This is a genomic window from uncultured Eudoraea sp. (genome assembly GCF_947258925.1).
Classification (GTDB): Bacteria; Bacteroidota; Bacteroidia; order Flavobacteriales; family Flavobacteriaceae; genus Eudoraea.
Map to the genome: position 1 here is coordinate 7,871 of NZ_CAMYKG010000038.1, position 24,319 is coordinate 32,189.

Here is a 24,319-nt window from a genome sequence, read left to right on the forward strand (position 1 = left end):
AACTTTAACAACGTCACCAGCAAATTCAGTCCCCGGAATGCTTTTTTTAGGTTTAAAAAGGCCCATTGTAAAACGCATAATAAATGGCTTTGCCCTAAGGTTGGCGCAGTCCGTTCTGTTTACAGAGGTTGCTCGTACCCTAATAAGGATTTCATTTTCCTTAGGTTCCGGTTTTTCTACCTCTTTTATCTGCAAAACATCCGGGGATCCATATTTCGTGTATACAATGACTTTCATTTATTAAATCTATTGTTGCCTTGCAGGCAGCATATTCCGGATTGCACTAATTTTCCACTCACCTTCAATAGCTACCACAATAAATGTGCTCCACATCTTTCTGCTAACTCCTTCGGGGTTTTTGATTTCATATCGGGCATCGACTACACCGCTGAGTGGATTTAATAGCCGTATATTTTCAATCTTCAGGGTTCTGGTACCCGGATTGTTTTCTGAACTACGCAACATTCCTTTCATGGATTCCTCTTTACCCTTTCTCCATGTCCCGGAAGAGACTAGTTGATCTATATCCGTTGTTAATATTCTTTTAAGTAGCAAGGTGTCTTTATTTGCCCTTGCCATGGAGTACTTTTCAATTAAGGAGTGAATGTCTCTTTTTTGTTTTTTATTTGGAATATTTTCCTGTGCACTCAGGTTAGTGATTATAAAATTTGACATTAGGAGGAGGAATAAAATATTTTTCATGTTATGTCAATTTATAGAACCCATTAACTTCCAGGGAAATTTCATAAATATTGATTATTGGATTAAGTCAATATTTTCTTTAACTCATCAAAATTTATAAGGTTAAGGCTTTCTTTTCTGTTTTTATCAAAAACCTTAAATTCAAAAAATGTATTTGTGTTCTCAATGCTATTGCCAATTGGATGTTTTTTAGACAAAATGCCAACCCCCCAATCTGTATCAATACAACAGGAATACAATTTGGGATTAAAACGCGATTTTAAAAAAGCTTTCCACGTAGTGCCATTCCAATAGCCACTTGCCGGAGAATTCCTGTATTCATAATCTTCTCTTGCGTGCCATTCTGTTGGTGGATTGCAATCATGAAGCACTATAAACCCGTCATCTTTGATAAAATCCAGTGAATTTTTAATATCTAATTCTACTTGCTCGGCCAGATGCAAACCGTCAATAAAAATCACGTCAAACTTTATGTCCTTAGATAGAACTTCATTTTTATTCAATTTTTCAAAAAAACTATCGCTGGTCATTTTAAAATCTATAGAACGCTCTTTAAATTCTACCCCCGGATCAACGCTGTATTTTTTGCCCGCATTTATATGGTTATAATTGTCTGCCGGATTTCGGACGCCAATTTCCAAATAGCAGGTTTCACGTTTAAAGCGAGTTAATAAAAAATTTATCACCTCGGTTCTTTTAGGTGATTTTTTGAGCTCTGACTTAGTCAACTCAAACGTGTTTTTATGAAACGGATCATTTACAACACGCCGTCCATGTTTATTGTAGGTTTTGAGTTTTTTAAAAATGTTCATAGGGGCGTTTTTTTATAATGTTCTTCTATTTAAAACCATTGGTTAATACTTTGTTGAATGGCTCCAAACTTGCTTTGCAAATCAGCAAGCCTATCTAATGCGTCTTTTCCAATCTCCTGATCAGCTTTGTTCATCATATTATACAAATATTTAATTTGGTCTGTCAACATTGGTTGCTGATATGTCCCATCAGAAGTTCTTAATTCACTAAGTGCTGTTTTAATCTCTGACAACCTGGTTTTATCTGCCTTGGTAATTTTCTCTTTTTTTTCCAAAGTTTCCTGTTCGGTTTCTAATTTGTTCACGAGGAACAATGCTTTATTTAATAAATCGCGCACCTTTATCTGAAAATCAACCTGCTCACTTATGGTTTTAACTGAGATTCCAGTGGTGTTTACCTTTGGATCCATTTCTATCTGAAAAGATTTCACCAATACTAATTTATCAATTGTCAGTTTGGCAATGTATATCCCTGGTTTTACAAGTGGCCCATTTTTATAGGCGTCCTCGGCCTTTTTATCCCATGGACCGGTTGCAGTCATATCCCAGTTGAACCGATTAAAGCCCTTCTTTGCAGTTAATTTATCAGACACCGTATAATTTAGGAATTCGGTACTCATATTACGTGTTATACTATCTTTTGAAATCCCTGTGGTATCACCAATATAACTATTTACTATCTCCATTCTTTCATCCAGAATTTCTAACTTCAAAAGAGAATTCATCTTTTCTTTCAGGAAATAATCAATTGTTAGCCCCGGCCTTGGATATTTTGGAGTCTCACTTAATCTGGCTCCGGATGGAACTCTGCAACGAATTGCCGAATTGGGTTTAAACAACATATGATTATTAAGATTCTTTATATTGTCTTGTCTTAAAAGGTTAATATCATCCAGAATCCAAAATCCTCTACCCATAGTAGCCAAAACCAAATCACTTCGATGAATTTTTAAATCGGTAATTGGAGTTACTGGTAAATTTTGCTGAAATATCTTCCAGTTTGCCCCATCATCAAATGAAATAAAAAGACCGTATTCAGTTCCTGCATATAAAAGACCTTCTTTTACAGGATCTTCACGAAGTACCCTAACAGGATAGTCCTTAGGAATTCCATTAGAGCCCGAGCTCAGTAACTCCCAGGATTCGCCATAATTACTTGTCTTATAAATATAGGGCCTTCGATCGCCTAGCTGATATCTTAAAACACAAACATAGGCCTTAGCCGGATTATGTGGTGAAGGTTCAACCGCATCTACCCTGCCTCCCGGTGGTAAGTTTTTAGGTGTTATATCTTTCCAGGTTTTACCGCCATTGCGGGTTAGATGCACAGGACCGTCATTGGCGCCTACCCAAATCAGCCCTTCTTCTATAAGCGATTCCTGAATGGCATAGATTGTACTATAGAATTCTTCACCTGTGATATCTCTTGTAATCGGACTTCCGGAAATTACCTGTTTGTCCTCTTCAAACGCGGTTAGATCCGGGGAAATTATTTTCCATGTTTTGCCTTCATCGGTGGTTTTATGCACATATTGCGATGTATGATAAATTACTTTGGGATTATGCGGTGAAACCAAAATAGGGGATACCCGTTGAAATCTGTATAGCAGGTCCTTTGGGTTATGCCCGTACATATTGGAAGCCCCTACATAAAATGACTGTTCCGTTCCGGTTTTTTTATTGAAAACGGTAAAACGGCCTTTGCAATTTGAGTATACAATATCAGGATTTGTTGGATGAGGTACTGCAGGTCCGGTTTCACACCCCCCTGTATTTATAATATAACCAATTCCGGGAGCCTGAATGCCATAGGGAGGCATACTGGGTACTGCTACTGTGGAATAGTTGTCTTGCTGCCCTCCATAAAGCCAGTATGGGTATTGGTTGTCTACTTCTACCTGGTAAATTTCTGATGTAGGTTGGTTGAATTGGGTAGACCAGGTTTTGCCTCCATTATGCGTTACGTTGGCTCCGCCATCATTACTTTGAATGAAGAGATCTGAATTTTTAGGATTAATCCACATATCGTGATTATCACTATGTGGAGAGGTGAGTTCTGTCCAGGTTTTTCCTCTGTCAATAGATTTCATGTAATCTGTCGCCATACTGTAAATAACATCAGGGTTATTTGGGTCTACTTTAATATTCGTATAGTAAAAAGGTCTGGTCCGGATCTTCTTCTCGTCAGATATATGTTCAAAAGTTTTACCGTAATCATTTGAAATATAGAGTCCGCCCTCATCATCAGGAGCTTCTACTAACGCATAAAGCATTTTAGAGTCTGCCGGACATACTTCAAGATCTATTTTACCAATTAGTTTGGTAGGCAGCCCTCGCTCTAACTTACTCCAATTTTTACCCGCATCAATAGATTTGTAGATTCCTCCTTCCTTAGGTGTTCCGCCGCTCAGAATAGTCCAGGGTTTACGTTCTGCTTTCCATGCTGCTGCATAAATGATGTCGGGGTTGTCAGGCATCATTTCAATGTCGGATATTCCGGTTTTGTCTGAGATAAACAAAATTTTGTTCCATGTTTTACCCCCATCTGTGGTTTTGTAGAGCCCCCTATCAGGATTTGAATTAAAAGCACGTCCCAGTGCAGCAACATACACTATATTGTGATCAACAGGATGTATGCGGATAGCCCCTATCTGCCCTACGTTTGAAAGCCCGGACTCCAGCCAGGTTTTTCCTCCGTCTACAGACTTATAGATGCCTTTACCCTCTATCAGATTACTTCGCAATCCATCCGACCCTGTTCCTACATATACAATGTTTGGATCGTTTTTGGCAACAGCAATTGCCCCAATTGATGGGGTCTTAAAAAAGCCATCAGAAACATTAGACCAGGAGGTGCCGTAATCTTCTGTTTTCCAGAGGCCACCACCGGTTGCACCCATGTAGAATGTGGAAGGTTGCGATGTAATCCCTGCTACAGCAGTAACGCGCCCGCCGCGATATGGTCCGACATTGCGATATTCCAGGGAAGAAAAGTCCTGGGAATAAATTATGGAGAAATTGGTACTCAGCAGAGAAAATACTAGGGCAATAAAAAAAGTACGGAGTATAATCATTTAAGATGATAGTATTTAAAAGAAAAAATTACTGATTAAACGCCCGAAAGATAATTGCCTTTAAGCATTTTTCCTATTTCTTTAGATCGATTATAATAAGAAAACTTTTTTTCTTATTTGGACCCTTACTTATTTATCAAATCTTTGTCTTTTATTACAGGTTTGTAGCAATCCTATACAAACCACATTTTTTTATGAAGGGAGTCTTTTTTTAATGAATTTTATTTGTCCGTTATGATTGGATTCGTGTTCGCAAACATGAAACCACTTGCAATAATTATTGGTGGGTTGGTTCTGGAAAAATGGTTCAGTTTTATTAAGCCAATCATCTCCTCTCCTGGCAAATTCATTTTTGGTGATTTCTCTAACCTCCTCCAATTTAGATAGGTAATAGTCTATGTCATGACCTTTAATCTCTTCTCTGCCTTTTTCACCCAAACCCATGGGAACATCCCATTCCTTTTTTATTTCATCATTCCAGGTACCCCATTCAAGTTCTTCAAAGGTGTTTAACTGATAATATCTTTCCGTTGCCGCCAGGTGAAGCAGCATGGCACCAATAGAATTTGATTGTTCATCTATTTGAAAATCTAATTCTTCTACCGTCAAATTTTTTACATTGTTTATCACCCATGTCCGCATCATGGTCATAGTAGATAATAGTGTCCCTATTTGGGGTGCATACCCTTCTTTGGGTCCAATGATGTACAGACCTTCTGTATTGGACATAGATCTTCTATTTGCCAGGCTCACCAGTGGTACAGTCAGCAATCCTGCTCCTAGTAAAGTTGATCCTTTAAGAAAATTTCTTCTATTGGTTCTAACTGAATTATTATCTTTCATAACGTTATATTTTAGTTATTTAATCTGAATTAATGGTTATTTAGAATTAAGATTCTTTTTATCTTTTTTCTTGTTCAATCCTGCACCTATTGCAGCACCTATGGCTATCCCTATTGCTACTCCGACAGCAATTTGATTCATGGCTACTCCAATGGCGGCACCTATTCCTGCACCAATGGCGATATCAACTCCTACAGGATTATTTTGCTTCATATGACAAAGGGTTTGATTTAATGTAACAGATTGCCGACTTAAAAGATAATAATTTCTGAAACGATCAGGGCAGTACTAATGATATAAATCCTGCTGTTTAAGCAATTTTCGCATTGAGTTTTTCCCTGTACTTCTTTAATGCCAGGAGTGAGAAATAGCGTTTATAATTTCTGTAAGAAATCATCGTTGTCTTATAAAACAATCCACTCATTGGCTGCACCGGCCAATCTCCATCTTCAAGTTGTTGATCAATAAGCCAGTTTACAGCTTTTAGTAAGCGGGGATCCTTAGCGTAACCTCCATTTAAAAGAGCCAGGATGGCCCATGCGGTTTGATCTACGACACTGTTTTCNNNNTTCAGCCTGAATATATTTTCTTGCGAGGGCTGATTCCTGAGCTTCTCCCCAGCCACCATCATCTTTTTGTTTGGACCAAAGGTAAGAGCACGCCCTTTGAATTACCTCATGGTCTTTATTCATGCCATACATGGTTAGTCCTTCCACAACAAAACAAGTTCCGTAAGTAAAACACAATCCCCAAAGGGCTTCCCAGCTGCCATCTTCATATTGTGCTTTTAAGAGGTACTTAACTGCCCGGTTCATGGCATTTTCCATTTCAGAGGTAAACAAATGTGGTCGGCTCCTTTTTATTTGAACAAAACACTGAATTATGCTTGCAGTACATTCCACATAAGAGTGGTCAACCATAATATCAACAAATACATTTGCGGCATTGAACCATTCCAGCTTTGGACTCCCTATAGCCTTGTCCACGCTGGTCCACCCGCCATCATCACCCTGAAGAAGCATTATAAAACCTATGGCTTTGTTAATTTTTTCATCAGTCAGTTTTTCATCACCCAAACCTTCCGTTTCAAGAAGTGCTTTGATAGCTTCGGCTGAACAGTCCGAAACTACCCAACCATTATCCTGAAAACTAAACGTCCAACCCCCCGCCCGGGGAAGCCTATGATATTTAAATGGATTTTTAAGTTCTTTAGTTACTTGATTGTCCATCAGGAATTTTCTCGTTTTTAAGGCCAGAGGTTTTAAGGCTGGATCTATACAATCTCCACCAATAGCCTGCAAATAAAATCCGCAATCCCAGGTATAAGTATTGGTAAAGCCCTGCATCAGGATTTCACTATCATTTTCCCATAGGTATAAGGGTAGTTTTTCCCATGATTTATTTAGTTTTTCCTTTTCACCCCTAAAATGGTATACCAGCGTATTGTAAACGGCATTTACAGGGGCTTGTCTTATAAAATTAGAATTCTCATCCTCGTATTCTAAGTGCTCGTAAACCAGGGCTAAGGCTTTCTTTTTGATAAACTTTGGGACTATAGGATCAATTCTTTTGAGCCACCACATGGAAATTTTAAAGATTGTTGTTTCAGGAAAGATATTATCAGTCTCAGCAAAAGTACCTCTGTGTTTTGCAAAATTAATTTGGTCATAGGATTGCTGGTACAATTCTTTTCGTAACTCCAATATTAGTTCATCCGGTTCAATGGCCAGCTGTTCCCGATAGAAGTAACACATGGGTAAATAAATAATCCTTACATAACCGGAAATTTTGCGGGGATGAAACGGAAACCAGCTGGGAAGCATATAGAGCTCCGGTGGCACGGGGGCAACCCCTTTATAGGAATATAAATTTAGAAATGACAGTATAAATTTGCACCAACTTCCAGAGTATAAAGGTCCTCCTTTGTCATGGATCCATTTTAAAGCTTTTTTTAATTCTGCTTCTGATGCAGAATGATCCAAAAAGCGCAAAGCCACATAATTAATTACACTGGTAAAAACAGTACCTGATTTAGATTCCTGATGAATACCAAAACTACCATCTCCCAATTGATGCCTCAGGATATAGCGGCTCATCTTTGTTTTGGTATCCTCAGATACTTGCCTTCCGCATATTCTCAGGGCAAAAATGTACAATGGTAAAAGAAAAAAAGGACCGTCATAGGGCACAGGCCAGGTTCCTTCTTCGGTTTGACTTGCGGCCATCCACCCATAAACTTTTTGGATAGCCAGTTCAATTTTTTGCTTGGGATCGACCATTATCGGGTAACAAATTATACTTTATGGCAAATGAATCCAGGGTCTCTGCACAAGAATTATTAATTGTTAGTTAACGGATTCAAATTCATTTGTAAATATAATTGAATTTAGGTTTGAATACTCCAATTTCCAGATAGCTCTTCTAAATAGGTAAATAAAAACAAATGAAATTTTTAAATTTTATTTTGAATGCAATACATTTGTAATAACAGAGGTTTCTAAAACCCTATCAGTTTTCTTGAATTAGCTTAATAATTAAAGGAAAAAGAATATAAACCAGATTTGAATATATTTAGTAAAGACAAATGTCAAATACCGGAGTAAATACTAAAGTTGATGTGCTGATTGTTGGTGCCGGTATAGCCGGTGCTACTCTGGCGGCCAATTTGGCCAAGATGGGAAAAAATATTGTAGTTGTTGAAAGAGACCTAAGTGAAAGAGATGTCATCATAGGTGAATTACTACAGCCCGGCGGGGTACAAAAGCTTGAGGAAATGGGTTTCACCTCGCTTATAGACAATATTGATGCACAGCCTGTTTATGGTTATGATATCATATATGAAGATCGGGATTATCTTATTCCATATCCAAACAAAAATGGCGAGCCTTGCGGTTTTGGATTCAGAAACGGAGCTTTTCTTCAAAATATTAGAAAACATATATTAACGCAGCGGAATATAAGGGTTATAGAAGGAACTGTTACTAATTTAATTGAAGATGAAGATGCTATAGTTGGCGTAAGTTATAAACGAAAATTGGCGGCAGACGAAGAATCTTTATATGCACATCTTACTGTTGTTACAGATGGTCCTTTGTCTAAATTCAGAGAGAAACTGTCCAAACCGTTTAATAAATTAAACGGTTATTTCCTGGGATTGCTATTAAAAAATTGCGAACTACCTTTTGCCAATCACGGTCATCTTATAATGGGTGAACATCCTCCTATGGTCATATATCCTGTCACTTCCACATCGTGGAGGGTATTAATAGATTTTAAAGGGGAGAAACCGCCACGGCTGGGCAGGGACTTTAAGAAATTTCTATTAGAAGAGTTTAAACAAGCAATGCCAAAATCTGCAAGGGCTGCTTTTGTAGCTGCGGTTGAAAAAGGGAAGATTAAGACTTTTCCCAATCACAGATTACCGGCAAACCCCATAAAAAAGCAAGGAGCCGTTCTTTTGGGAGATGCCCTGAATATGAGGCACCCATTGACAGGAGGAGGTATGACTGCTGCATTTAATGATGTGCTCAGGTTGAGTAATAATCTTGAAACGATAAGTGATTTTAGCAACCTTAAACAACTTGGAAAAGCCATTCAAAAATTTTATCAAACACGTCACCTGGGAACGCAGACTACAAATATTTTGGCTGATGGCCTTTATGGAGTGGTTTACAACCCTGATCTAAGAAAAGCGTTTTTTGAATATGTTAGCAGAGGAGATAAGTATGCCGAGGAAACCTGCTCCATTCTAGCCGGACTTAACAAAGACAAGAAATTGTTACTCAATCATTTTATTGCAATGGCACGTTATGGCACACAATTAAAGATAAGTGCAGAAAAACCGGGTGTTGTTGTGACCGAATCTCTTTCTATGGTAAAAGATGCTGTAGGTATTATAACTCCTTTACTTCTTTCGGAAAAACCAGATCCGGGAAATAAATTAATGCTGGAAGCATTAAACCGGATAGTATAAATGGGTCCATATTTAAATCTTATAAAACGATTAAAATTATATTTGGGTTTCTATTATTGTCAATCTTAGATACTTTGATGTTCACTAAAACTAATACTTGAAAGATTGTATCGAAATCAAATATAATAGCCCATGAAATCTGTATATAATTTTATAATTATAGTCATCCGGACTTTTATAAAATGGTCAAAGTATAATCCTCTAAGTAAGTATCCCTTAGGACATTTTTATTCCCCGATAGTCTCCAAAGCCGAACTTATTGAATTTGAAAACCAAATTTGGGAAGAAGCAGACCAGGATTTTATCAATGGCATAGATTTGAACCTGGACAAACAACTTTTATTATTAAAAGAATTTTCTAAATATTATCCGGAAATGCCCTTTAGGGACGAGAAGACAGGAAGTCAGAGATATTGTTTCAACAATAGAGCTTATGCATATACAGATGGGATAGTCCTTTATTCATTTATCAGGCATTTTAAGCCTAAAAGGATTATTGAAATTGGTTCCGGACATTCTTCGGCTGTAATGCTAGATACCAGAGAAGCATTTGTAAATGATATCAATCTTACATTTATTGAGCCTTATCCAAAATACCTTAATAAAATTATTAAAGACAATGACAGAGCTAATTGCGAAGTTTTAGAAAGAAAAGTTCAAAATGTTCAATTGAGTAAGTTTCAGAAACTAGAGCGCGATGACATTCTTTTTATTGATAGCAGCCATGTATCAAAAACAGGAAGCGATGTTAATTATGAAATATTTAGAATATTACCGACTTTAAATCCAGGCGTTATAATTCATTTTCATGACGTATTCTACCCTTTTGAATACCCTAAAAGCTGGGTTTCTGAAGGGCGTAACTGGAATGAGGACTATTTACTGAGAGCATTTTTGAGTTATAATGATCAATTTGAAATAGTATTGTTTTCACATTATATTCATCAACATCATAAAGAGGCATTCAAGGATATGCCGCTCACATATAAAAATACGGGAGGTAGTCTATGGATTAGGAAGAAGTAATTCATAATTCCTAAAACATGAGGCTAAATTATTTCGTGTTGAATGCCATTATTAAAGTAGTCCCAAGCTAATTATCAGGACTCTGATTCAGTAAGATTAACTCCTTTTAATAAAATAAGAGCACCCATCATTGCAAGCCAGATAACTTTCACATGAAAAACAGGTTTGTAGATTTCGTAATTATCAGGAATCCCCATTATAATGCCCATTGCTGCGAATCCTAATAGTAATGTAAACCAACCCATTAATTGATGGACAATTTTCCATTTTATAAACCCAAATCCCAGTAATACCAGACCAACACCCGAAAAAACACGTCCGAATCGGACAAAACAAGTAACATACTGGTTGGTAAAAAGTACATTATTCATGAATTCCTCAATTTCAGCAGCTGATAGGCCCATTGTCTTTCCAACTCCCCAAGCCCCGAAATTATAATAAAACGCAGATGCTATAGCAAGTGTCATCGTTCCAATCACGACCATTCCTGCTCCAGGCACAAGAACAACCCTATACGGTTTTTTAGCTGTAATTGAGGCAAGGGCAAATATGGCTATCGCCATGGTAACCCATCCAAAGATATGAAACCGATACATCCATATCCAGTACCATAGATCTTCGCTAACTGCTTTAAAATCTGAAGCAACAATGTACTCGCCTATATGGTGCGGTGAAAGGGCCCAACCACCCCATAATAAAACTGCTGCAAAAATAAATGCCCATCCTGTGAATTTGGTTTCAAAATCTTTTTTCATGACTCGATAATTAATAAAATTTAATGCGCTGCAATGTACGAAAATCCAAAATTTAAATTAACTATAGTTCAAATAATTTCTTGAACCGTGCAATATTGTAGCCTTTGGATAATACAAGTTTGGATTGTTCGCTTTCCGGGTTTAACATTGGATTTGTATGGTTCATATGTATAAACCATACTTTGTTTTTTTCTTCAGAAGGTAAGTCGGCAAAAAGCTCCATACTCTCCAGAACTGATGGGTGCGGGATCTCTGAAATATCCCTGTTATCTATTTCCTTCTCACTAAAAAATCCGGCATCTAAAAAAGCGTAGTCAACCTTTTTTATTTCATCAATGATATTGGTTTCCCATTTGTACCACTTATCAATATCCGGAATAAAAAGTACTTTTTTATTGGGACCAATTATCTTAAATCCCACGGTTTCTGAATATTCATCCCTATGCGGCACGAGAAAAGGAATTATACTCAGATTGGAAGTAAGCGATATTTGTTGTTCATTATTCAGAGCCTGCAAAGAAATATTCTGATTACCAACAAGCTGACTCCAGGGACCGTTATTTCTTAAATAGGAATCCATAACCGGCATTGAAAACACATTGATATTGGAAGCGCCCATTGCCTCTGTTCCAAGATACATCAGGCCGGTATAATGTCCTATATGTGCATGTGTAAGGAATATTCCATCTACTACTTCATTTTTATTTTTTGGCAGGAAATCCTTCAATATTTTAAGCTGTTCCGGCATATCAGGGGTGGCGTCAAACAGATATTTCCTGTTATTTTCAGGATCAACAACACCCAATGAAACTACTTTTCTACTATCATCCGGATTTTGGAATAGTTCACGACAACATTCTTTTTTACAGGCAATATGTGGTGAACCTGCATCCTGTACATTACCCAGAACTATCAAGGAAGTTCGGGCAGGAGCATTTTGAACAACTGCAGGTTTTGTTATTTTTTTTGTTGCTTCATTACATCCAAGCAAACAGGCAAAAATAAGAGGATATAGTCTTTTCATTCAAATCATTTAATTGTAAGAAGGAATGAACTCTTCCAAAACCGCCTTCTTAATTAATCGGGGAGGTAACAATCCCTGTCCTAAAACAAAATCATGAAATGCGAGCTGATCAAATTTGTCTCCAAGAATTAGTTCGGTTTCGGCCCTAAGTTCCATTAATCTTAAATAGCCATTGAAATAGGATGTAGCCTGTCCAGGAGCCCTGAACTGATATCTTTCTAATTCTGATCTTACCAAAGCTTCAGAAAGTCCTATCTCGTGACTTAAAATATATCTTGCGTCTTCTTGCGTAATTGTTCCCAAATTCAATCCTGGATCCAGAAAAGCGCGGCCGGAACGTACCAACCTGCTCCAGAGGGTCATAAACTGTCCTTCAACGGGAAGAAACGGTTGTATTATCTCTTCGGCATATAGGGCCCAGCCTTCAATATTTACACTATTGGCCGCAAAGATTACACGTGCCTGGGAAACCCCTCTCTCTACCATTGCCGTAAACTGTAATTCGTGCCCGGGACGACCTTCATGCGCGGTCAGTGGCCATGAAGCAGCCAGGTGCGTAAAATCGTCAATCTTTAAACTAGTACCTTCTGAACCTCCGGTTGCTTTTAAAGGCAATACAAACTCACCGTATTCGCCTGTATTCCCTATAAGTCTGGGTGGACTCATAAATGGGGCAGGAGCCGCAGCACTTTCGGCGGGGGAAGCCAAACGAATTGCCATTTCCCTGTCGGGTAAAGTTAATAACTGCCTGTCTTTTATAATTGCTTCGATTTCCTTGATCTGTTGCCTGTAAACCGTTAAGATGGTAGCGCTATCCAGTTGTTCTTTTTTCATTGCCCGAAGAACATCACGGTAATCATCGGAAGGATAGTTATTTTTAGTTGCAATAATTTTACCCAGGACCTGTAATTGTGTCTGCAATTCTTTAAAAGCAACCATTGCCCGGCGTTGTAGTTCCTCTATAGGCATATCCACCCCATATTCCTTTAGGCTAAAGGAATATATTGCCAGCGGAAGTTTGAAATCTGTTCTGGTATTTGGTAAAATCTCCTCTTTGATATAACTGTGATAACTTTCCAATTGCGCTACCAACTTTTTATAATCTTTTTCAAAGCCTTTGATCTCATATTTTTTAAACAGGCCTTCAATTTCTTTTATATATTCCTCACTTGTTTTCAGGTCACGCTCTACTTCATCTTTAAAAGGTGCTATCCTGTTGGTATTTTTATTCCACTCCCGCTCCATTTCTTCTCGAGCCAGAGTAGTCAGAGGTTTATAGCCCTTTTCATTGCCTACATATCTTTTTAAACGCACCAGCGCATCCAGTCTTCGCTCCTGAGGAATCCGATCTTCCAATAAACCTCTAATGCCATTATAGATCATGCTTGTGGCATTGTAATATGGTAATAGATTAGTTTCCTCTAAATGAATTTCTTCTATATTATTTTCAGCGCTTTCAATTAAAATCAGGAGATCTTGCTTAACTAAGTCATTCTCAGTTTGTGCTAATTGGGTTTTTAAATACTCTTTTGCCTGGTTCAAATCCAAAATAGCCCGCTCATTGAAGCCTTCTGATAAATCTGTAATTTGATCATCCAGTCCGTCTATTCCGAGTCTTGCGGCCGATTCAGGGCTATGCTTTGCTATAACATCGAGTAGTTTCTCGGTATGCCTATTACTTTCTGCAATCCATTCAGGTGTATTCTGGGCATAAATGCCGGAAGAAAAAACTGAGCAAAATAAAAGTAGTATCGCAAGAATTGATCCTTGCTGATTTTTTAGGGGATTAAACATAGGGTTTATTTAAAAATTTTAATTGAGGTTTTCGATTACCTTTATTAGCTTTTCCTTTACCTCTGTTGCGAGACCTGCAAGGGCTTCATTTTTAACGGGACTCATAGATGCAATTGGGTCAACAGCAGAAACTTCAACTTCGCCATTTTCATGTTCTTCAACAATTACATTGCAAGGAAGGAAAACCCCTATTTTATCTTCGCTTTGTAAAGCCTTATGTGCAAAATGAGGATTGCAGGCTCCCAGAATCTTGTATTTCTTGAAATCCACGTCGATTTTATTTTTTAAGGTTTCTTTTACATCAATTTCTGTTAGTACCCCAAAACCCTCTTTTTTAAGTTCTACAGTAACCAGTTCAATCGCTTCTTCAAAGCTTTTTCCTTTTAAAGTGGTGTTAAAATAATAGCTCATACTTCATTAAATTTTAGTTTCGGATATTTCAGGAGATGACCTCAATAGCATGAAATTCTTCCTGTAATTTATGGAGGAGAAATATACTTAATTTATACAATATAACATATGAGGGCGGTCATTTGAATTAACCTCCTTCTAATTTAAAGCTGCAATTCAAAAAGTAAAATTTAATTTTTGAAAATAGATATAAAGCGTTTGATTTTCATTTAGTTTATATTGTTTATTCCCCGGGTACTTCAATTTCTTCATCCCAAATGTATTTTCCAAACCATTTCCAGTTATGCCAGGTAGCGGCAAGTCGCTCTTTTGGTTTATTTATGCCATGTCCAAAACCTTTATAAATAATTAATTCCGTCTCTACTCCTTTATCCTGAAGCCCCTGAAACAATTCATATGCATTTGCCACTGGTACTCTTTTGTCGAATTCACCATGTTGGATAAGTGTTGGAGTTTGGGCTTTATTGATATTGGTCATTGGAGACGTTTTTTCATAGATTTTTTTATCACTCCATGGTGTTGCTTTAAGATATTGCCTGGTAAATGGATGTATGTCCGTATTTACGTAATAGGTCATCCAGTTTGAAATCCCCGCACCCACGGAAATAGCTTTGAATTTAGTTGAATTTGTGGTTAAAAAAGCAGAAATATAACCGCCCTGGCTCCAGCCCATGGCTCCTACTTTTTTACCGTCTATGATACCTTTGTCTTCCAAAGCTGCAACTCCGGATAACACATCCCAGGCATCTCCAACCCCAAGATTTTTGACATTCAATGATCTGAAATCTTCCCCGTAACCTGCAGAACCTCTGTAATTTGGACGCAAAATCAGAGCTCCTTTATTTAGCCATTGTACCATAGGATAGACATATGATGGGGTGGGGCCGGGTGTAGAAATACCAGTGGGCCCGCCGTGAATGATTACAAGGAGTGGATATTTTTTAGCAGGGTCATAATTCTGGGGCTTGTGCAGGATACCTTCTATGAGTGCACCGTCTTTGCTTTTCCAGGAAACAACCTCACTATTTGCCACAGACCAATTGTTTAGTTGAATGGTGGACTCGGTAATTTTCTTTGAATCTTTAATTGGATAAAAACCATGGTAGATTTCATTAATATCATGGTCATTGGAAGCTGCGTATGCTATTTTTTTACCATCTTTTGAAAACGAGAAATTCCAGATTCTCTTAGCGTTAATAGCCAATACTTTGGTCTTCCCGTTTACAGGATTTATTCTTATGACCGGACGAAGCGTTTTTTGCCAGGCCATACCGAATATGCCATTTTGGGTCCACTTCAATCCGTAGATGTTCTCATCAAAATCTGACGCCAATTGTTTGTTCTGGGAGCCGTCTGTGTTAATTCTGAATAGTTTCCTGTTTAAATAGTAATTAGAGGTGCTATCGTTTAGGTTAGATTGATAGAGAATTGCATCTCCCTCGGGTGACCAATCCACAAGACCGTCATAACTTGCGTTATTCACCAATGTTTTATAGGTTTTTGCAGCCATATCGTAGATTGAAATATCAGCTTTGAAGAAACTGTTAATTAAGGGATCCGGCTGATGTTCGAATGCAATTTTTTTGCCATCAGGAGACCATTTGAAAACATTTATGGAAAATGATACACTATCCATTATTATTTTGGCTTCGAGAGTTTTAGTATACAAGGTATCTTTTAACTGATCTGGTCTTAACCTATTGCCTAGTTGAGAAGGATTAAAATTTGCGAGCCAGATTTGATTTAACTGGTATTCCACGTCTTCTATTTTAAAACCTCCAAATTTTTCCTTGCGTTTTTTTTCTTCCTCCGTCTTATCTTCTGATTGAAGAAAAGCAATTTTCCGACCATCGGGTGACCATTCAAAGCCTTGAATATTATTTTTAGTATGTGTTACCTGAAAGGCTTCTCCACCTTCAAAACGAATGGCATGTATTTGTGTTTTATCACCCCGTTTAGACAAAAAAGCGATCCATTCGCCATTTGGTGACCACTTAGGACTAGTACTGCTTGCCTCAAGGTTATTAGTTAGCTGAATTGGCTTATCTCCTTTCTTTGAAAGCCACAATTCCCTGTCATACCTGTTTTCTTTCCAATCTGTGGTACGTGACTCAAAAACAAGATTGTTCCCATCTGGTGAAATAACCGCATTAAAAACCGAGTGCAAGGAAATAATATCTTCAAAAGATGGCGACATAGGTTTCTGAGCATTCAAAAAACTTAGGGAAATGATAACACTAATAAACAGTAATATATTTTTCATAAAAACGGATTAGAATGTATATAAGGCCTATAATATATTAGGTGACATAATTTATCTCAGGGCTTTCCAGTCCTCCCAGCTTATCTCCCTTCCGGGATAGGCAACTTTTTTAAAGGGCCAGTCTTTTTCAATCCACTCTTTAACAGAATTAAATAGAATAGCATCTAATCCTTTATCCAGCATACTTGTTCGAATCCACATTGTTATTCTGGCATCATAATCGCCTTTTGTTGTGGGATTAATATAAAGGCAGCCAATAACTTCACTTTCATCTGGCAAAACCACTGTATAGGCAAAAGAACTTCTAATTTGAAATTCTTTCTGATGCCATCCCAAATCTATCAGATCTTGCTCAAAGGTCAGTTCATAGGAGGGCCAGCTCGATAATGGAAACATTTTTTGCAAATCTTCAATGCTGGTCATTACGGCATCATAGTCCTTAACCACATCATTTACCGTTAACATCCTTATACGGAAGTGCTGGTTTTCCAAGGTATCAGGGATTTTAAAATCTGAAGGGACAAATGGCTGGTTTTGTGAAAACATAGTTACGGAAAAAAGGAGTATCAAGGTACTACTAAATAATAAATATTTTTTCTTCATGTTTTTGTGCTTTTCAATTGATTCATTTATCAAATGACTTTTTCAAGTCGCAACTTAGTGTATTTTGGAAAATAAAAAATAACAGACAAAATAAAAAGGTGGCCAAAAAATGACCACCTTAAATATTATTGTCATATGAGTTTACTCTTCCGCCGCTATCTGCACAGCCAGACCATTTACGTCAAAATAGTCTGAAGACTGCACAATTTTACCTTCGTCATTAACCGAGGAAAGGTTAAAAAACTTAACGCCTATTTCTTTGCCGCTCTCAGTATGAGTGGCTGTCCAGGTGCCGTAAACACGTAAAATACCTGCGCTGGCATTTGCACTTTGCACGGGAAAGACGGAGCCAGACCAGAAGCCATTAGCTGTAGAATCGGGCATGACTATCCCCTCTGCATATTTTATGTTGTCAAAGTTATCATGATAGTTTTTGAGCGCTGCTACAAGATCTTCCTTGCCTAGCCACTGGTTTCCATTATAATTCGGAGGGCTCCATTTCATATCATCTGCAAGCATCGCACTTTGAGCGTCAATATCCTCGTCGCAGTGTGCCTGGAAAAAAGCGCGAATGACGGCTACTTTTTTATCATATTCAGAAGAATCCGGGGCTGCAGTTTCCTCAGCAACCATCTCTGTTTCTTTTTCTTTGCAGGCAAAGAGCGTTAATGCGGCTAAAATCAGAAGTCCAAAAATTTTTGTTTTCATTGTTATAATTTTTAAAGGTTAGTGTTGCCTAAGGCAATTCCACTAAGATACGATTTTTTCGAGGATAAACCCCCATGAATATTGAGCTCATTCTATTAGGGGAATTTCAATTAAGGAGTATGGGACTATAGTAAGAATTGTGGCAAATCAAAGTTTCTAAACCTGGCCTAATCAATCGTTTGTCCATGACGAATTAATTCATTCTTATTTTTACGCAAATCAAAATTCCCATAAAAAAACAGCCTGAAAGTATGGTTCAGGTTGTAATCTATTCCGCTTAGTAATTGTTGATAGACCAACATATAGCCGCAGTCAAAACTCCAGCTCTCATTTATTTTTTGTTTAATCCCAATAGTAAAACGGTTTTGATCAAAAGTATTGAATACCACTTCTTTCCCAAAATTAAGGTGGATTTCATCAGCTACTAAAAAGGATGTCTTACCTCCTTTTTTAAATGGGATACTAATACTAAACAGAAATCGGATGCGGTTAATAAAGTAATCGTCTTACAAAGAAATCCCATCCTGCACATTATTAAAAATGCGCTGTTCCGTGCGTATTCTAAACAGGCCGCTAAACGTTGGGTAGGTATCGGCCAGTATAAATTCCTGATAGACCCTGTTTTCGTTTAGATAGAGTGTCCAGTTCTCATCTCTGGCCAGCCAGAGGTGGGCATAGCCGCCAGAAAGCTTCAGGTTATCATTAAAGTTGTATCGAGCGCCGAAACGGATAAAATTAAAACTTGGATTTTTTACAAAATTACTACGCCTTATATGCAGATCAGCTAAACCTGACCAATGTTTTGTGAATTGAAAAACGGTATTTAACGAAATCCAGGTCTGAAATTGCTCATTAATATTTTTGGAAGGTAATTCTTCTTCAGTTTGTGCATTTATACAAACAGGAAGGAATAAGATTATTACAAGAAGGGTTTTTAGCCTTTTAAAAAGCATTAATCCAATTTTCTGCAAATATATCTGATCAGACCCTGTGCAAAAAAGGAAAAGGAAATTTTATTATTCTTTATATGAGTAGGCCCGGCTAAGATTTAAAATTGTATTTATTGCATATCTGCCTTTAGGTACTCGTTCAGCCTGTCAAAAGTAGAACCCCAACCTTTATAAAAACCCATTTCCTCTTGCTGTTTGCAATATTCGGCAGTGGGATGCACAACTTTGAATATAAAATTGGTTTTATCTCCACTTGGCTCAAGTAGTGCCTGAATTTCAACACCTTCCGTCATTGGTTTGAAATCTGCTGATGAGATTATTTTTTCGGGGACAATGATTTCTGAATAGACACCTTCCGTAACGAATTCGTTTCCGTCTGGCATTGTCATAACATACTTCCAAGTGCCACCCGCGCTGAAATCATGTTGTATTACTTTGGTCTGCATTCCTTTTGGTCCCCACCATTGTGCAATTTTTTCAGATTGTGCCCAGGCATCCCATACCATTTGAATGGGTGCATTGAATGTTCTGTGAATAGCCAGGGTAAGGTTATCAGGGTTGCTCATCTTTTTGTGTTTTCATTGTTATCATTTTAATTATTCTTTGGAATTGGGATCCGCTATTATTGACAGCATATCAATAGTCTTTTCACGACTACTGTTATCCCCAATTATTTTTATTGTATGCATCCCGGAGGACAAGTCCCTCTTTTCAAAAATTTTGACATAGTATTGCCCATGAATACTGGCGTGATTTTCAAGGCTAAATTCACCATAGGATTTGCCATCTATTAGAATTTCAACGGTACCACCACACGGACTCCTATAGGCGTAATACTGAACTGCAGTACCGGTAAAGTTTAACTCTGCAGTACAATTGGCAAAACCTCTGGCAAGGGTGGCCCCGGAAGCATTCCAAATTTCGTTCATAGATTCAAATCCTTCATACTTCCATCCGGGGTCATTGTCTTCAATGATGTGCCAGGCCACTTTAGTTTCGGGAACAGCAGCCGCGGTAATTTCCGAACTAATTTCAGGAATAATCCAAGTATCATCTTCAATAGTGCCGCCCATGGCCTTAACAACAATGTCATCTATTATATCAATTCCCCGTTCAGCCATATCCGTAAAATTGTCTAGTGGTATTGGCATATTAAATCTGGTACGTGCTATATCATATGTGTCGGCAAAGTCTGTCTTATTAAATTGAGCCTCAAGTTCCTGATATCCATAGAGTAAACCCAGCAGCCCGCCCCATGTTGCCGTTGGATTATCTGAGTCCCAGCCACACATGGCACCAATACGAATTGTTTTCTTATAATCACCTTCCCCATAAAACAGGCTTACCAAAGATGCTGCAAAGTTAATTCCCGAATCCCATGGGTATTTATAATGATATCCGGCCGTTGCATTGTGTTGATAACGCCTTGCGATTTCATCACGCGTTTTTTCCCAGTTGTCTTTATCAGGATTAGCATCGTAGGTAGTTTTAGCGAAGTCATACATGTCGGCAATATATGACCAATCCGGGATTCTTTTCCTGGCTTGTTCTGCCAGCCATAGAATTTGATCTTTTCTCGAAATTGACCTGTCAACCACAGCTGTAAGTGAATACATGATAATATAAAATTCTGCAGCCCATTCTGAATGCATGTATGCAGTAGTTCGAACCGGTAAGTGGCCAATTTCTAAAGCAATATCCGGACGGCCAGGAGCAAAAGCGCCGAAAATCTCAGTGGTGAGTTGCGCGTCAATCATATCCCACATGGGGTTATTTTCGGGTAATGAGGTGTCAGGAGGTATTGCACCGTTTTGCATCTGGCCCAGGGCAGATAAATTTGAAACCCATAGTTTAGGTAAGCCAATATGTTTTTGCCATTCGGCACTTATTTGCTCTCCTGTGAGCATAAAATTGCTATACTTTTCAATGGCATGCTGATAGACATATTCAATATCCGTATCATCATCGGCTCCCCAGGGACTCTGGTTCAGTAGGTAATCATATTTGCCAGGCCCAAAATCTGAATCTGTAAAAAAGGGAAAATCAGTGCGCCTGTTTTCTGTGGGCAAACCTGTCCAGTTCGCAATACAGCTACCCAGCCAAAAACCTCTGAGCTTGTCTTTATATTCGTTCCTGTTTATTTGGTAATGAGCCATCTCCTTATTTTCTGCAGTATCTGTGATCTGCCCAAAGGCTATATTTGTAATTAGAGCAGCAAATAAAAAGTAGTTCGGAGATATCATTTACTATGGTGTGTTATTCACAATTACTACTTTTCCCTGGTGCCTGCCTTCCCCAAAATATTGTAAGGCCTCAGGCACTTCAGTTAAGTTAAAGGGGCCATCAATTACAGGTCTGATTTTACCGGCTTCGAAAAGTTCACTTATATAGTTTAAATCTTTGTTGGGTTTCAATGCAACAATATGAATGCGCTTTTTACTAAAAATGGAAATCCATGGTTTTAAGAGAAACATTGGAAAGAGTCGGTTCAGGTAACCCCCAACGGTTACATACTTACCTTTTGAACTTAGCGCCCTCAAATAATCGAAGGTTGAGCGCGTAGTTTTAGCGTCCAGGATAAGGTCATAGATTTGTCCGTTTTTTGTAAAATCTTCTTTCTTATAATCAATGATATGATCAAAACCAATTTCCGTCATCATTTTTAGTTTGTCTCCGGTATCAACTCCGGTTACTTCTGCATCATATAACTTAGCAATTTGTAAGCCAAAAGTGCCCATGCCGCCACCTGCACCATTAATAAGTACCTTCTGGCCTTTTTTAATATCACCGGTATCAACCAAACCCTGTAAGGCAAGTGCAGAAGCATGTGGGATTGCTGTGGCTTCTTCAAAACTCATTTTATCAGGTTTAATTACCAGGGCCTTTTCGTTTATACATACATATTCCGCAAAACCGCCAAAACCATATGTAGAGATATCTCCGTATACCGCATCTCCTACTTTGAATGACTCTACATTTGTACCAAGAGCTTCAATAATACCGGACAATTCCATACCGGGTATTTGATGTTTTGGTTTCAAAAGACCAAATAGTAACCTATACAGATAAGGTTTCCCTCTTATCATACTCCAGTCGTAATCATTGACGGCCGTGGCATGAATTTTTACCAAAACTTCATTCTCCTTAGGTGTCGGTTTATCGATTTCCCTGAGCTGAAGAATCTCAGGTGAACCGTATTTCGTAAATACCAATGCTTTCATAAGTTTTCCTTATTAGTTTCCCGGATATTCTGTCTTCGAATCAGTGAGAATGTTATACTTATATGCGCAAGGTAATAGGTAGGTAAAATTAGAAAATCCATTTTATCATATCCTAAAAATTCCGTCAGAGCAATAATTGTATCCGAAAAGACAATTAGAAAAATTCCAAAAATAAAAGCCCGTTTAAATATTGTATCTCCCTTCGCTCCTATAGATGTGCCAAAAGTCAGACAGGAAATAAGTAAATAAACAAGGGCGGCATAAAGCAGTATTTTATCCTCAATATTAGGATACAACATTAGAAAGAAAAACAATAAATAGGCTACCAGAATTGCGAGGGTAAAGCCCCATTTTATTTTACCATTAAGCAAAGCAAATCCCAGATAGCCCAGATGCGCCATAAAAAATAAAGCAATTCCCTTACTAAACATCATACTGTCTCCCAACTTGTTCGACATAAACCAGTCGCCTGCTATGGAGAACAAAAAGGCCCCGATAATCAACCAGCTGTCATTGGGTTGTTTATTTTTTTTAAAATTAAGTATCAGGATGATTAGAATACCTATTCCGGCCGAGCCAGATTTATATAAAAATTCAGAAGTATTCAATGCCAAAATTGCCGAAATAACTGCTAATAATAACAGGCTGTATACCCAATTCTTTTTAGGTTGCGGTTTATCCATATTTATTATAGTGCATAATGCAGTTGCCTGCTGAGCTCTGTTTTACGTATAGATTTTAATAACTAAAAATACTGATTTTCATCTAAGGGCTGAAGGAGAAATGAATCTGTCTGCTAACAGACAGATTTATGACGCCTGTAAACCGGATTTCCCATTTGTTTTTCACTAATATTTTGAAAATACCTTACTTTTAAGAAAAGGTACTAATATCACCATGACTGGGCAATAGTATTTATTCAAACTCAATTTATGTTCACTTACTCAACGAGAATATCACTTATAAAAAGAATTATGCTGATTCTTTTATTGGTATGCCAGGTATCAATTGCCCAGAAAAAGAAAAAAAAGAGTTCAGTGGGTCCAACCGGTGAAACCATCGAAATATCTACCCTGGAGTTGAGGTTGACCATGGATGATTTCTTTAACAGGTTTTCCCGGACTATAACCGAATCGGCTGATAGTATCATAAGGTTATCCAAAGATTACAACATTGATAACCAGGCTTTATTTTGGAAAATGAACGCCATTCCCGTTGCTCAGGGGGCTATTTATAGCAAAGATCCTTTTGCAGCTTTCATAGATATGGCGGTCTTCAATTATCAGATGAAAATATATTATGAAAAAGGAAACGGAAAGGATTTATTCGGGGAATTTCAGGATATTGCAATAGGAGCTTCGGATGCCCTCTATAAGGATTTGATGGAAATAGCAAGGAATTTAACACCTGGGAGGGATATATCTGAAGGGATTAAACTAGTTGAAGAATTTGCCGAGCAGAATCCTATAAACAGTTCTTATTTTATTAGGAGATCCACTTTGCCACTTATGTTGAGTATACAGGAGGTTGAAAAAGTAAGTTTTAAAAGCCTTGCAGAAGGAATGGCGCAAAGTCTTGACGAATTAAGCACACGGATAAATGCATACACGGAGATTTTACCGAAGCAGGTTCGCTGGCAGGCCGAATATTTGTTGAACAATGCATTAACCAACCCTGAATTAACCGGCCGTTTAGACTCACTTACCTATTTGTTGGAGCGATCTGTACTTGTTGTAGAATCTTCCCCGGAATTAATAGACCAACAACGTTCCACCTTAATGCAGGAGCTTAGAGGAGAGCGGATTGCCGTATTGCAGGCTATAAGGCAGGAACGCATAGCGGTTTTGGATGAAATTCGTAAGGAAAGGACAATCGTTATGCAACTATTAAGCGATGAAATTACACTGCAGAGGGAAGCCAGTTTTCAGGAATTAAATTCACTGACCGGTCAAAGCATTGATCTGAGCTTTAATAATTTAGAAAATATTGTAGATACCATCTTTTGGAGAACTGTTGTATTACTATTCATTTTCTTAGTTGTCTTAGTGATTGGAATAATAATCTACAAAAGGACTTAAAGTTTACTAATCATTTTGTCGGGAAAATTATCGAAATACATTAGGAGTAAGCGCACTTAATAAATACAATCCTGGCGATCAA

The 24,319-nt window shown here is 37.9% G+C and carries 21 protein-coding genes and 2 pseudogenes; 3 read left to right on the forward strand and 20 right to left on the reverse strand.

What is annotated here, in order from left to right; translation table 11 throughout:
- The 8 genes and pseudogenes from Q0X77_RS12775 to Q0X77_RS12805 form a co-directional block, all read right to left on the reverse strand.
- A pseudogene (locus tag Q0X77_RS12775) lies at window positions 1–237 on the reverse strand (NAD(P)-dependent alcohol dehydrogenase); the annotation flags it as partial.
- A gap of 9 nt (window positions 238–246) precedes the next feature.
- Window positions 247–702 carry a DUF4440 domain-containing protein gene (locus Q0X77_RS12780; protein WP_297797957.1) on the reverse strand — a complete coding sequence of 152 codons (456 nt, stop codon included), beginning with the start codon at window positions 700–702 and terminating at the stop codon, window positions 247–249.
- A gap of 62 nt (window positions 703–764) precedes the next feature.
- Complete coding sequence (locus tag Q0X77_RS12785; RefSeq protein WP_297797959.1) at window positions 765–1,514, reverse strand: class I SAM-dependent methyltransferase; 750 nt, start codon at window positions 1,512–1,514, stop codon at window positions 765–767.
- A gap of 29 nt (window positions 1,515–1,543) precedes the next feature.
- Window positions 1,544–4,588, reverse strand: coding sequence for a hypothetical protein (locus tag Q0X77_RS12790; protein ID WP_297797960.1), 3,045 nt, complete (start codon window positions 4,586–4,588; stop codon window positions 1,544–1,546).
- A gap of 192 nt (window positions 4,589–4,780) precedes the next feature.
- Entirely contained in the window at window positions 4,781–5,431 is a 651-nt protein-coding gene (locus Q0X77_RS12795; RefSeq protein ID WP_297797962.1) for a DinB family protein, read from the reverse strand.
- A gap of 36 nt (window positions 5,432–5,467) precedes the next feature.
- The gene (locus tag Q0X77_RS12800) at window positions 5,468–5,644 is read right to left on the reverse strand and encodes a hypothetical protein (protein WP_297797964.1); all 177 of its coding nucleotides are present in this window, start codon (window positions 5,642–5,644) and stop codon (window positions 5,468–5,470) included.
- 97 nt (window positions 5,645–5,741) lie between these two features.
- On the reverse strand, window positions 5,742–6,014 hold the full coding sequence (locus Q0X77_RS15400; RefSeq protein WP_366939222.1) for a hypothetical protein: 273 nt from the start codon (window positions 6,012–6,014) through the stop codon (window positions 5,742–5,744).
- Entirely contained in the window at window positions 5,932–7,710 is a 1,779-nt protein-coding gene (locus tag Q0X77_RS12805) for a prenyltransferase/squalene oxidase repeat-containing protein (protein ID WP_297797966.1), read from the reverse strand. Before Q0X77_RS12805 ends, Q0X77_RS15400 begins: the two co-directional genes overlap by 83 nt.
- Before the next feature lie 305 nt (window positions 7,711–8,015).
- Here Q0X77_RS12805 and Q0X77_RS12810 point away from each other — a divergent pair, with 305 nt between their 5' ends.
- A complete protein-coding gene (locus Q0X77_RS12810) occupies window positions 8,016–9,404 on the forward strand; it encodes an FAD-dependent oxidoreductase (protein ID WP_297797968.1) in 1,389 nt (462 codons plus the stop codon).
- A 132-nt stretch (window positions 9,405–9,536) separates the two neighbouring features.
- The gene (locus Q0X77_RS12815; RefSeq protein WP_297797970.1) at window positions 9,537–10,430 is read left to right on the forward strand and encodes a class I SAM-dependent methyltransferase; all 894 of its coding nucleotides are present in this window, start codon (window positions 9,537–9,539) and stop codon (window positions 10,428–10,430) included.
- A gap of 74 nt (window positions 10,431–10,504) precedes the next feature.
- Here the strand turns inward: Q0X77_RS12815 and Q0X77_RS12820 are convergent, their stop codons facing one another.
- From Q0X77_RS12820 to Q0X77_RS12875, 12 genes and pseudogenes are all read right to left on the reverse strand, one after another.
- Window positions 10,505–11,185: a hypothetical protein gene (locus Q0X77_RS12820; RefSeq protein ID WP_297797972.1), complete on the reverse strand. Its 681-nt coding sequence runs from the start codon at window positions 11,183–11,185 to the stop codon at window positions 10,505–10,507.
- Window positions 11,186–11,246: 61 nt separating this feature from the next.
- The gene (locus Q0X77_RS12825; RefSeq protein WP_297797974.1) at window positions 11,247–12,209 is read right to left on the reverse strand and encodes an MBL fold metallo-hydrolase; all 963 of its coding nucleotides are present in this window, start codon (window positions 12,207–12,209) and stop codon (window positions 11,247–11,249) included.
- A 9-nt stretch (window positions 12,210–12,218) separates the two neighbouring features.
- Window positions 12,219–14,003 carry a DUF885 domain-containing protein gene (locus Q0X77_RS12830; protein WP_297797976.1) on the reverse strand — a complete coding sequence of 595 codons (1,785 nt, stop codon included), beginning with the start codon at window positions 14,001–14,003 and terminating at the stop codon, window positions 12,219–12,221.
- 18 nt (window positions 14,004–14,021) lie between these two features.
- Window positions 14,022–14,414, reverse strand: coding sequence for a DUF302 domain-containing protein (locus Q0X77_RS12835; protein WP_297797978.1), 393 nt, complete (start codon window positions 14,412–14,414; stop codon window positions 14,022–14,024).
- Window positions 14,415–14,637: 223 nt separating this feature from the next.
- Window positions 14,638–16,677: a S9 family peptidase gene (locus Q0X77_RS12840; RefSeq protein ID WP_297797980.1), complete on the reverse strand. Its 2,040-nt coding sequence runs from the start codon at window positions 16,675–16,677 to the stop codon at window positions 14,638–14,640.
- A 51-nt stretch (window positions 16,678–16,728) separates the two neighbouring features.
- A complete protein-coding gene (locus tag Q0X77_RS12845; protein WP_297797982.1) occupies window positions 16,729–17,280 on the reverse strand; it encodes a GNAT family N-acetyltransferase in 552 nt (183 codons plus the stop codon).
- A 141-nt stretch (window positions 17,281–17,421) separates the two neighbouring features.
- A complete protein-coding gene (locus tag Q0X77_RS12850) occupies window positions 17,422–17,988 on the reverse strand; it encodes a nuclear transport factor 2 family protein (protein WP_297797984.1) in 567 nt (188 codons plus the stop codon).
- Between the two features lie 167 nt (window positions 17,989–18,155).
- Window positions 18,156–18,941 (reverse strand): annotated as a pseudogene (locus tag Q0X77_RS12855) (DUF2490 domain-containing protein).
- 107 nt (window positions 18,942–19,048) lie between these two features.
- Window positions 19,049–19,504: an SRPBCC domain-containing protein gene (locus Q0X77_RS12860; protein ID WP_297797987.1), complete on the reverse strand. Its 456-nt coding sequence runs from the start codon at window positions 19,502–19,504 to the stop codon at window positions 19,049–19,051.
- Window positions 19,505–19,534: 30 nt separating this feature from the next.
- Complete coding sequence (locus tag Q0X77_RS12865; protein ID WP_297797989.1) at window positions 19,535–21,181, reverse strand: ADP-ribosylglycohydrolase family protein; 1,647 nt, start codon at window positions 21,179–21,181, stop codon at window positions 19,535–19,537.
- Window positions 21,182–21,184: 3 nt separating this feature from the next.
- Window positions 21,185–22,159, reverse strand: coding sequence for an NAD(P)-dependent alcohol dehydrogenase (locus tag Q0X77_RS12870; RefSeq protein ID WP_297797991.1), 975 nt, complete (start codon window positions 22,157–22,159; stop codon window positions 21,185–21,187).
- On the reverse strand, window positions 22,156–22,842 hold the full coding sequence (locus Q0X77_RS12875) for a lysoplasmalogenase (protein WP_297797993.1): 687 nt from the start codon (window positions 22,840–22,842) through the stop codon (window positions 22,156–22,158). The genes Q0X77_RS12870 and Q0X77_RS12875 overlap by 4 nt, the downstream gene beginning before the upstream one ends.
- 291 nt (window positions 22,843–23,133) lie before the next feature.
- On the opposite strand from Q0X77_RS12875, the gene Q0X77_RS12880 reads away from it, so the two are divergent.
- Window positions 23,134–24,237, forward strand: a complete 1,104-nt coding sequence (locus Q0X77_RS12880) for a hypothetical protein (RefSeq protein ID WP_297797995.1) — start codon at window positions 23,134–23,136, stop codon at window positions 24,235–24,237.
- Window positions 24,238–24,319: the final 82 nt, after the last annotated feature.

Bases quoted from the DNA above. Each gene is read 5' to 3' on its own strand.
- Q0X77_RS12825 (WP_297797974.1), bottom strand. From the start codon at position 12,209: ATGAAAAGACTATATCCTCTTATTTTTGCCTGTTTGCTTGGATGTAAT.
- Q0X77_RS12865 (WP_297797989.1), bottom strand. From the start codon at position 21,181: ATGATATCTCCGAACTACTTTTTATTTGCTGCTCTAATTACAAATATA.
- Q0X77_RS12845 (WP_297797982.1), bottom strand. From the start codon at position 17,280: ATGAAGAAAAAATATTTATTATTTAGTAGTACCTTGATACTCCTTTTT.
- Q0X77_RS12780 (WP_297797957.1), bottom strand. From the start codon at position 702: ATGAAAAATATTTTATTCCTCCTCCTAATGTCAAATTTTATAATCACT.
- Q0X77_RS12810 (WP_297797968.1), top strand. From the start codon at position 8,016: ATGTCAAATACCGGAGTAAATACTAAAGTTGATGTGCTGATTGTTGGT.
- Q0X77_RS12815 (WP_297797970.1), top strand. From the start codon at position 9,537: ATGAAATCTGTATATAATTTTATAATTATAGTCATCCGGACTTTTATA.
- Q0X77_RS12875 (WP_297797993.1), bottom strand. From the start codon at position 22,842: ATGGATAAACCGCAACCTAAAAAGAATTGGGTATACAGCCTGTTATTA.
- Q0X77_RS12800 (WP_297797964.1), bottom strand. From the start codon at position 5,644: ATGAAGCAAAATAATCCTGTAGGAGTTGATATCGCCATTGGTGCAGGA.
- Q0X77_RS12830 (WP_297797976.1), bottom strand. From the start codon at position 14,003: ATGTTTAATCCCCTAAAAAATCAGCAAGGATCAATTCTTGCGATACTA.
- Q0X77_RS12785 (WP_297797959.1), bottom strand. From the start codon at position 1,514: ATGAACATTTTTAAAAAACTCAAAACCTACAATAAACATGGACGGCGT.
- Q0X77_RS12860 (WP_297797987.1), bottom strand. From the start codon at position 19,504: ATGAGCAACCCTGATAACCTTACCCTGGCTATTCACAGAACATTCAAT.
- Q0X77_RS12870 (WP_297797991.1), bottom strand. From the start codon at position 22,159: ATGAAAGCATTGGTATTTACGAAATACGGTTCACCTGAGATTCTTCAG.
- Q0X77_RS12790 (WP_297797960.1), bottom strand. From the start codon at position 4,588: ATGATTATACTCCGTACTTTTTTTATTGCCCTAGTATTTTCTCTGCTG.
- Q0X77_RS12820 (WP_297797972.1), bottom strand. From the start codon at position 11,185: ATGAAAAAAGATTTTGAAACCAAATTCACAGGATGGGCATTTATTTTT.
- Q0X77_RS12840 (WP_297797980.1), bottom strand. From the start codon at position 16,677: ATGAAAAATATATTACTGTTTATTAGTGTTATCATTTCCCTAAGTTTT.
- Q0X77_RS12850 (WP_297797984.1), bottom strand. From the start codon at position 17,988: ATGAAAACAAAAATTTTTGGACTTCTGATTTTAGCCGCATTAACGCTC.
- Q0X77_RS12880 (WP_297797995.1), top strand. From the start codon at position 23,134: ATGCTGATTCTTTTATTGGTATGCCAGGTATCAATTGCCCAGAAAAAG.
- Q0X77_RS12795 (WP_297797962.1), bottom strand. From the start codon at position 5,431: ATGAAAGATAATAATTCAGTTAGAACCAATAGAAGAAATTTTCTTAAA.
- Q0X77_RS12835 (WP_297797978.1), bottom strand. From the start codon at position 14,414: ATGAGCTATTATTTTAACACCACTTTAAAAGGAAAAAGCTTTGAAGAA.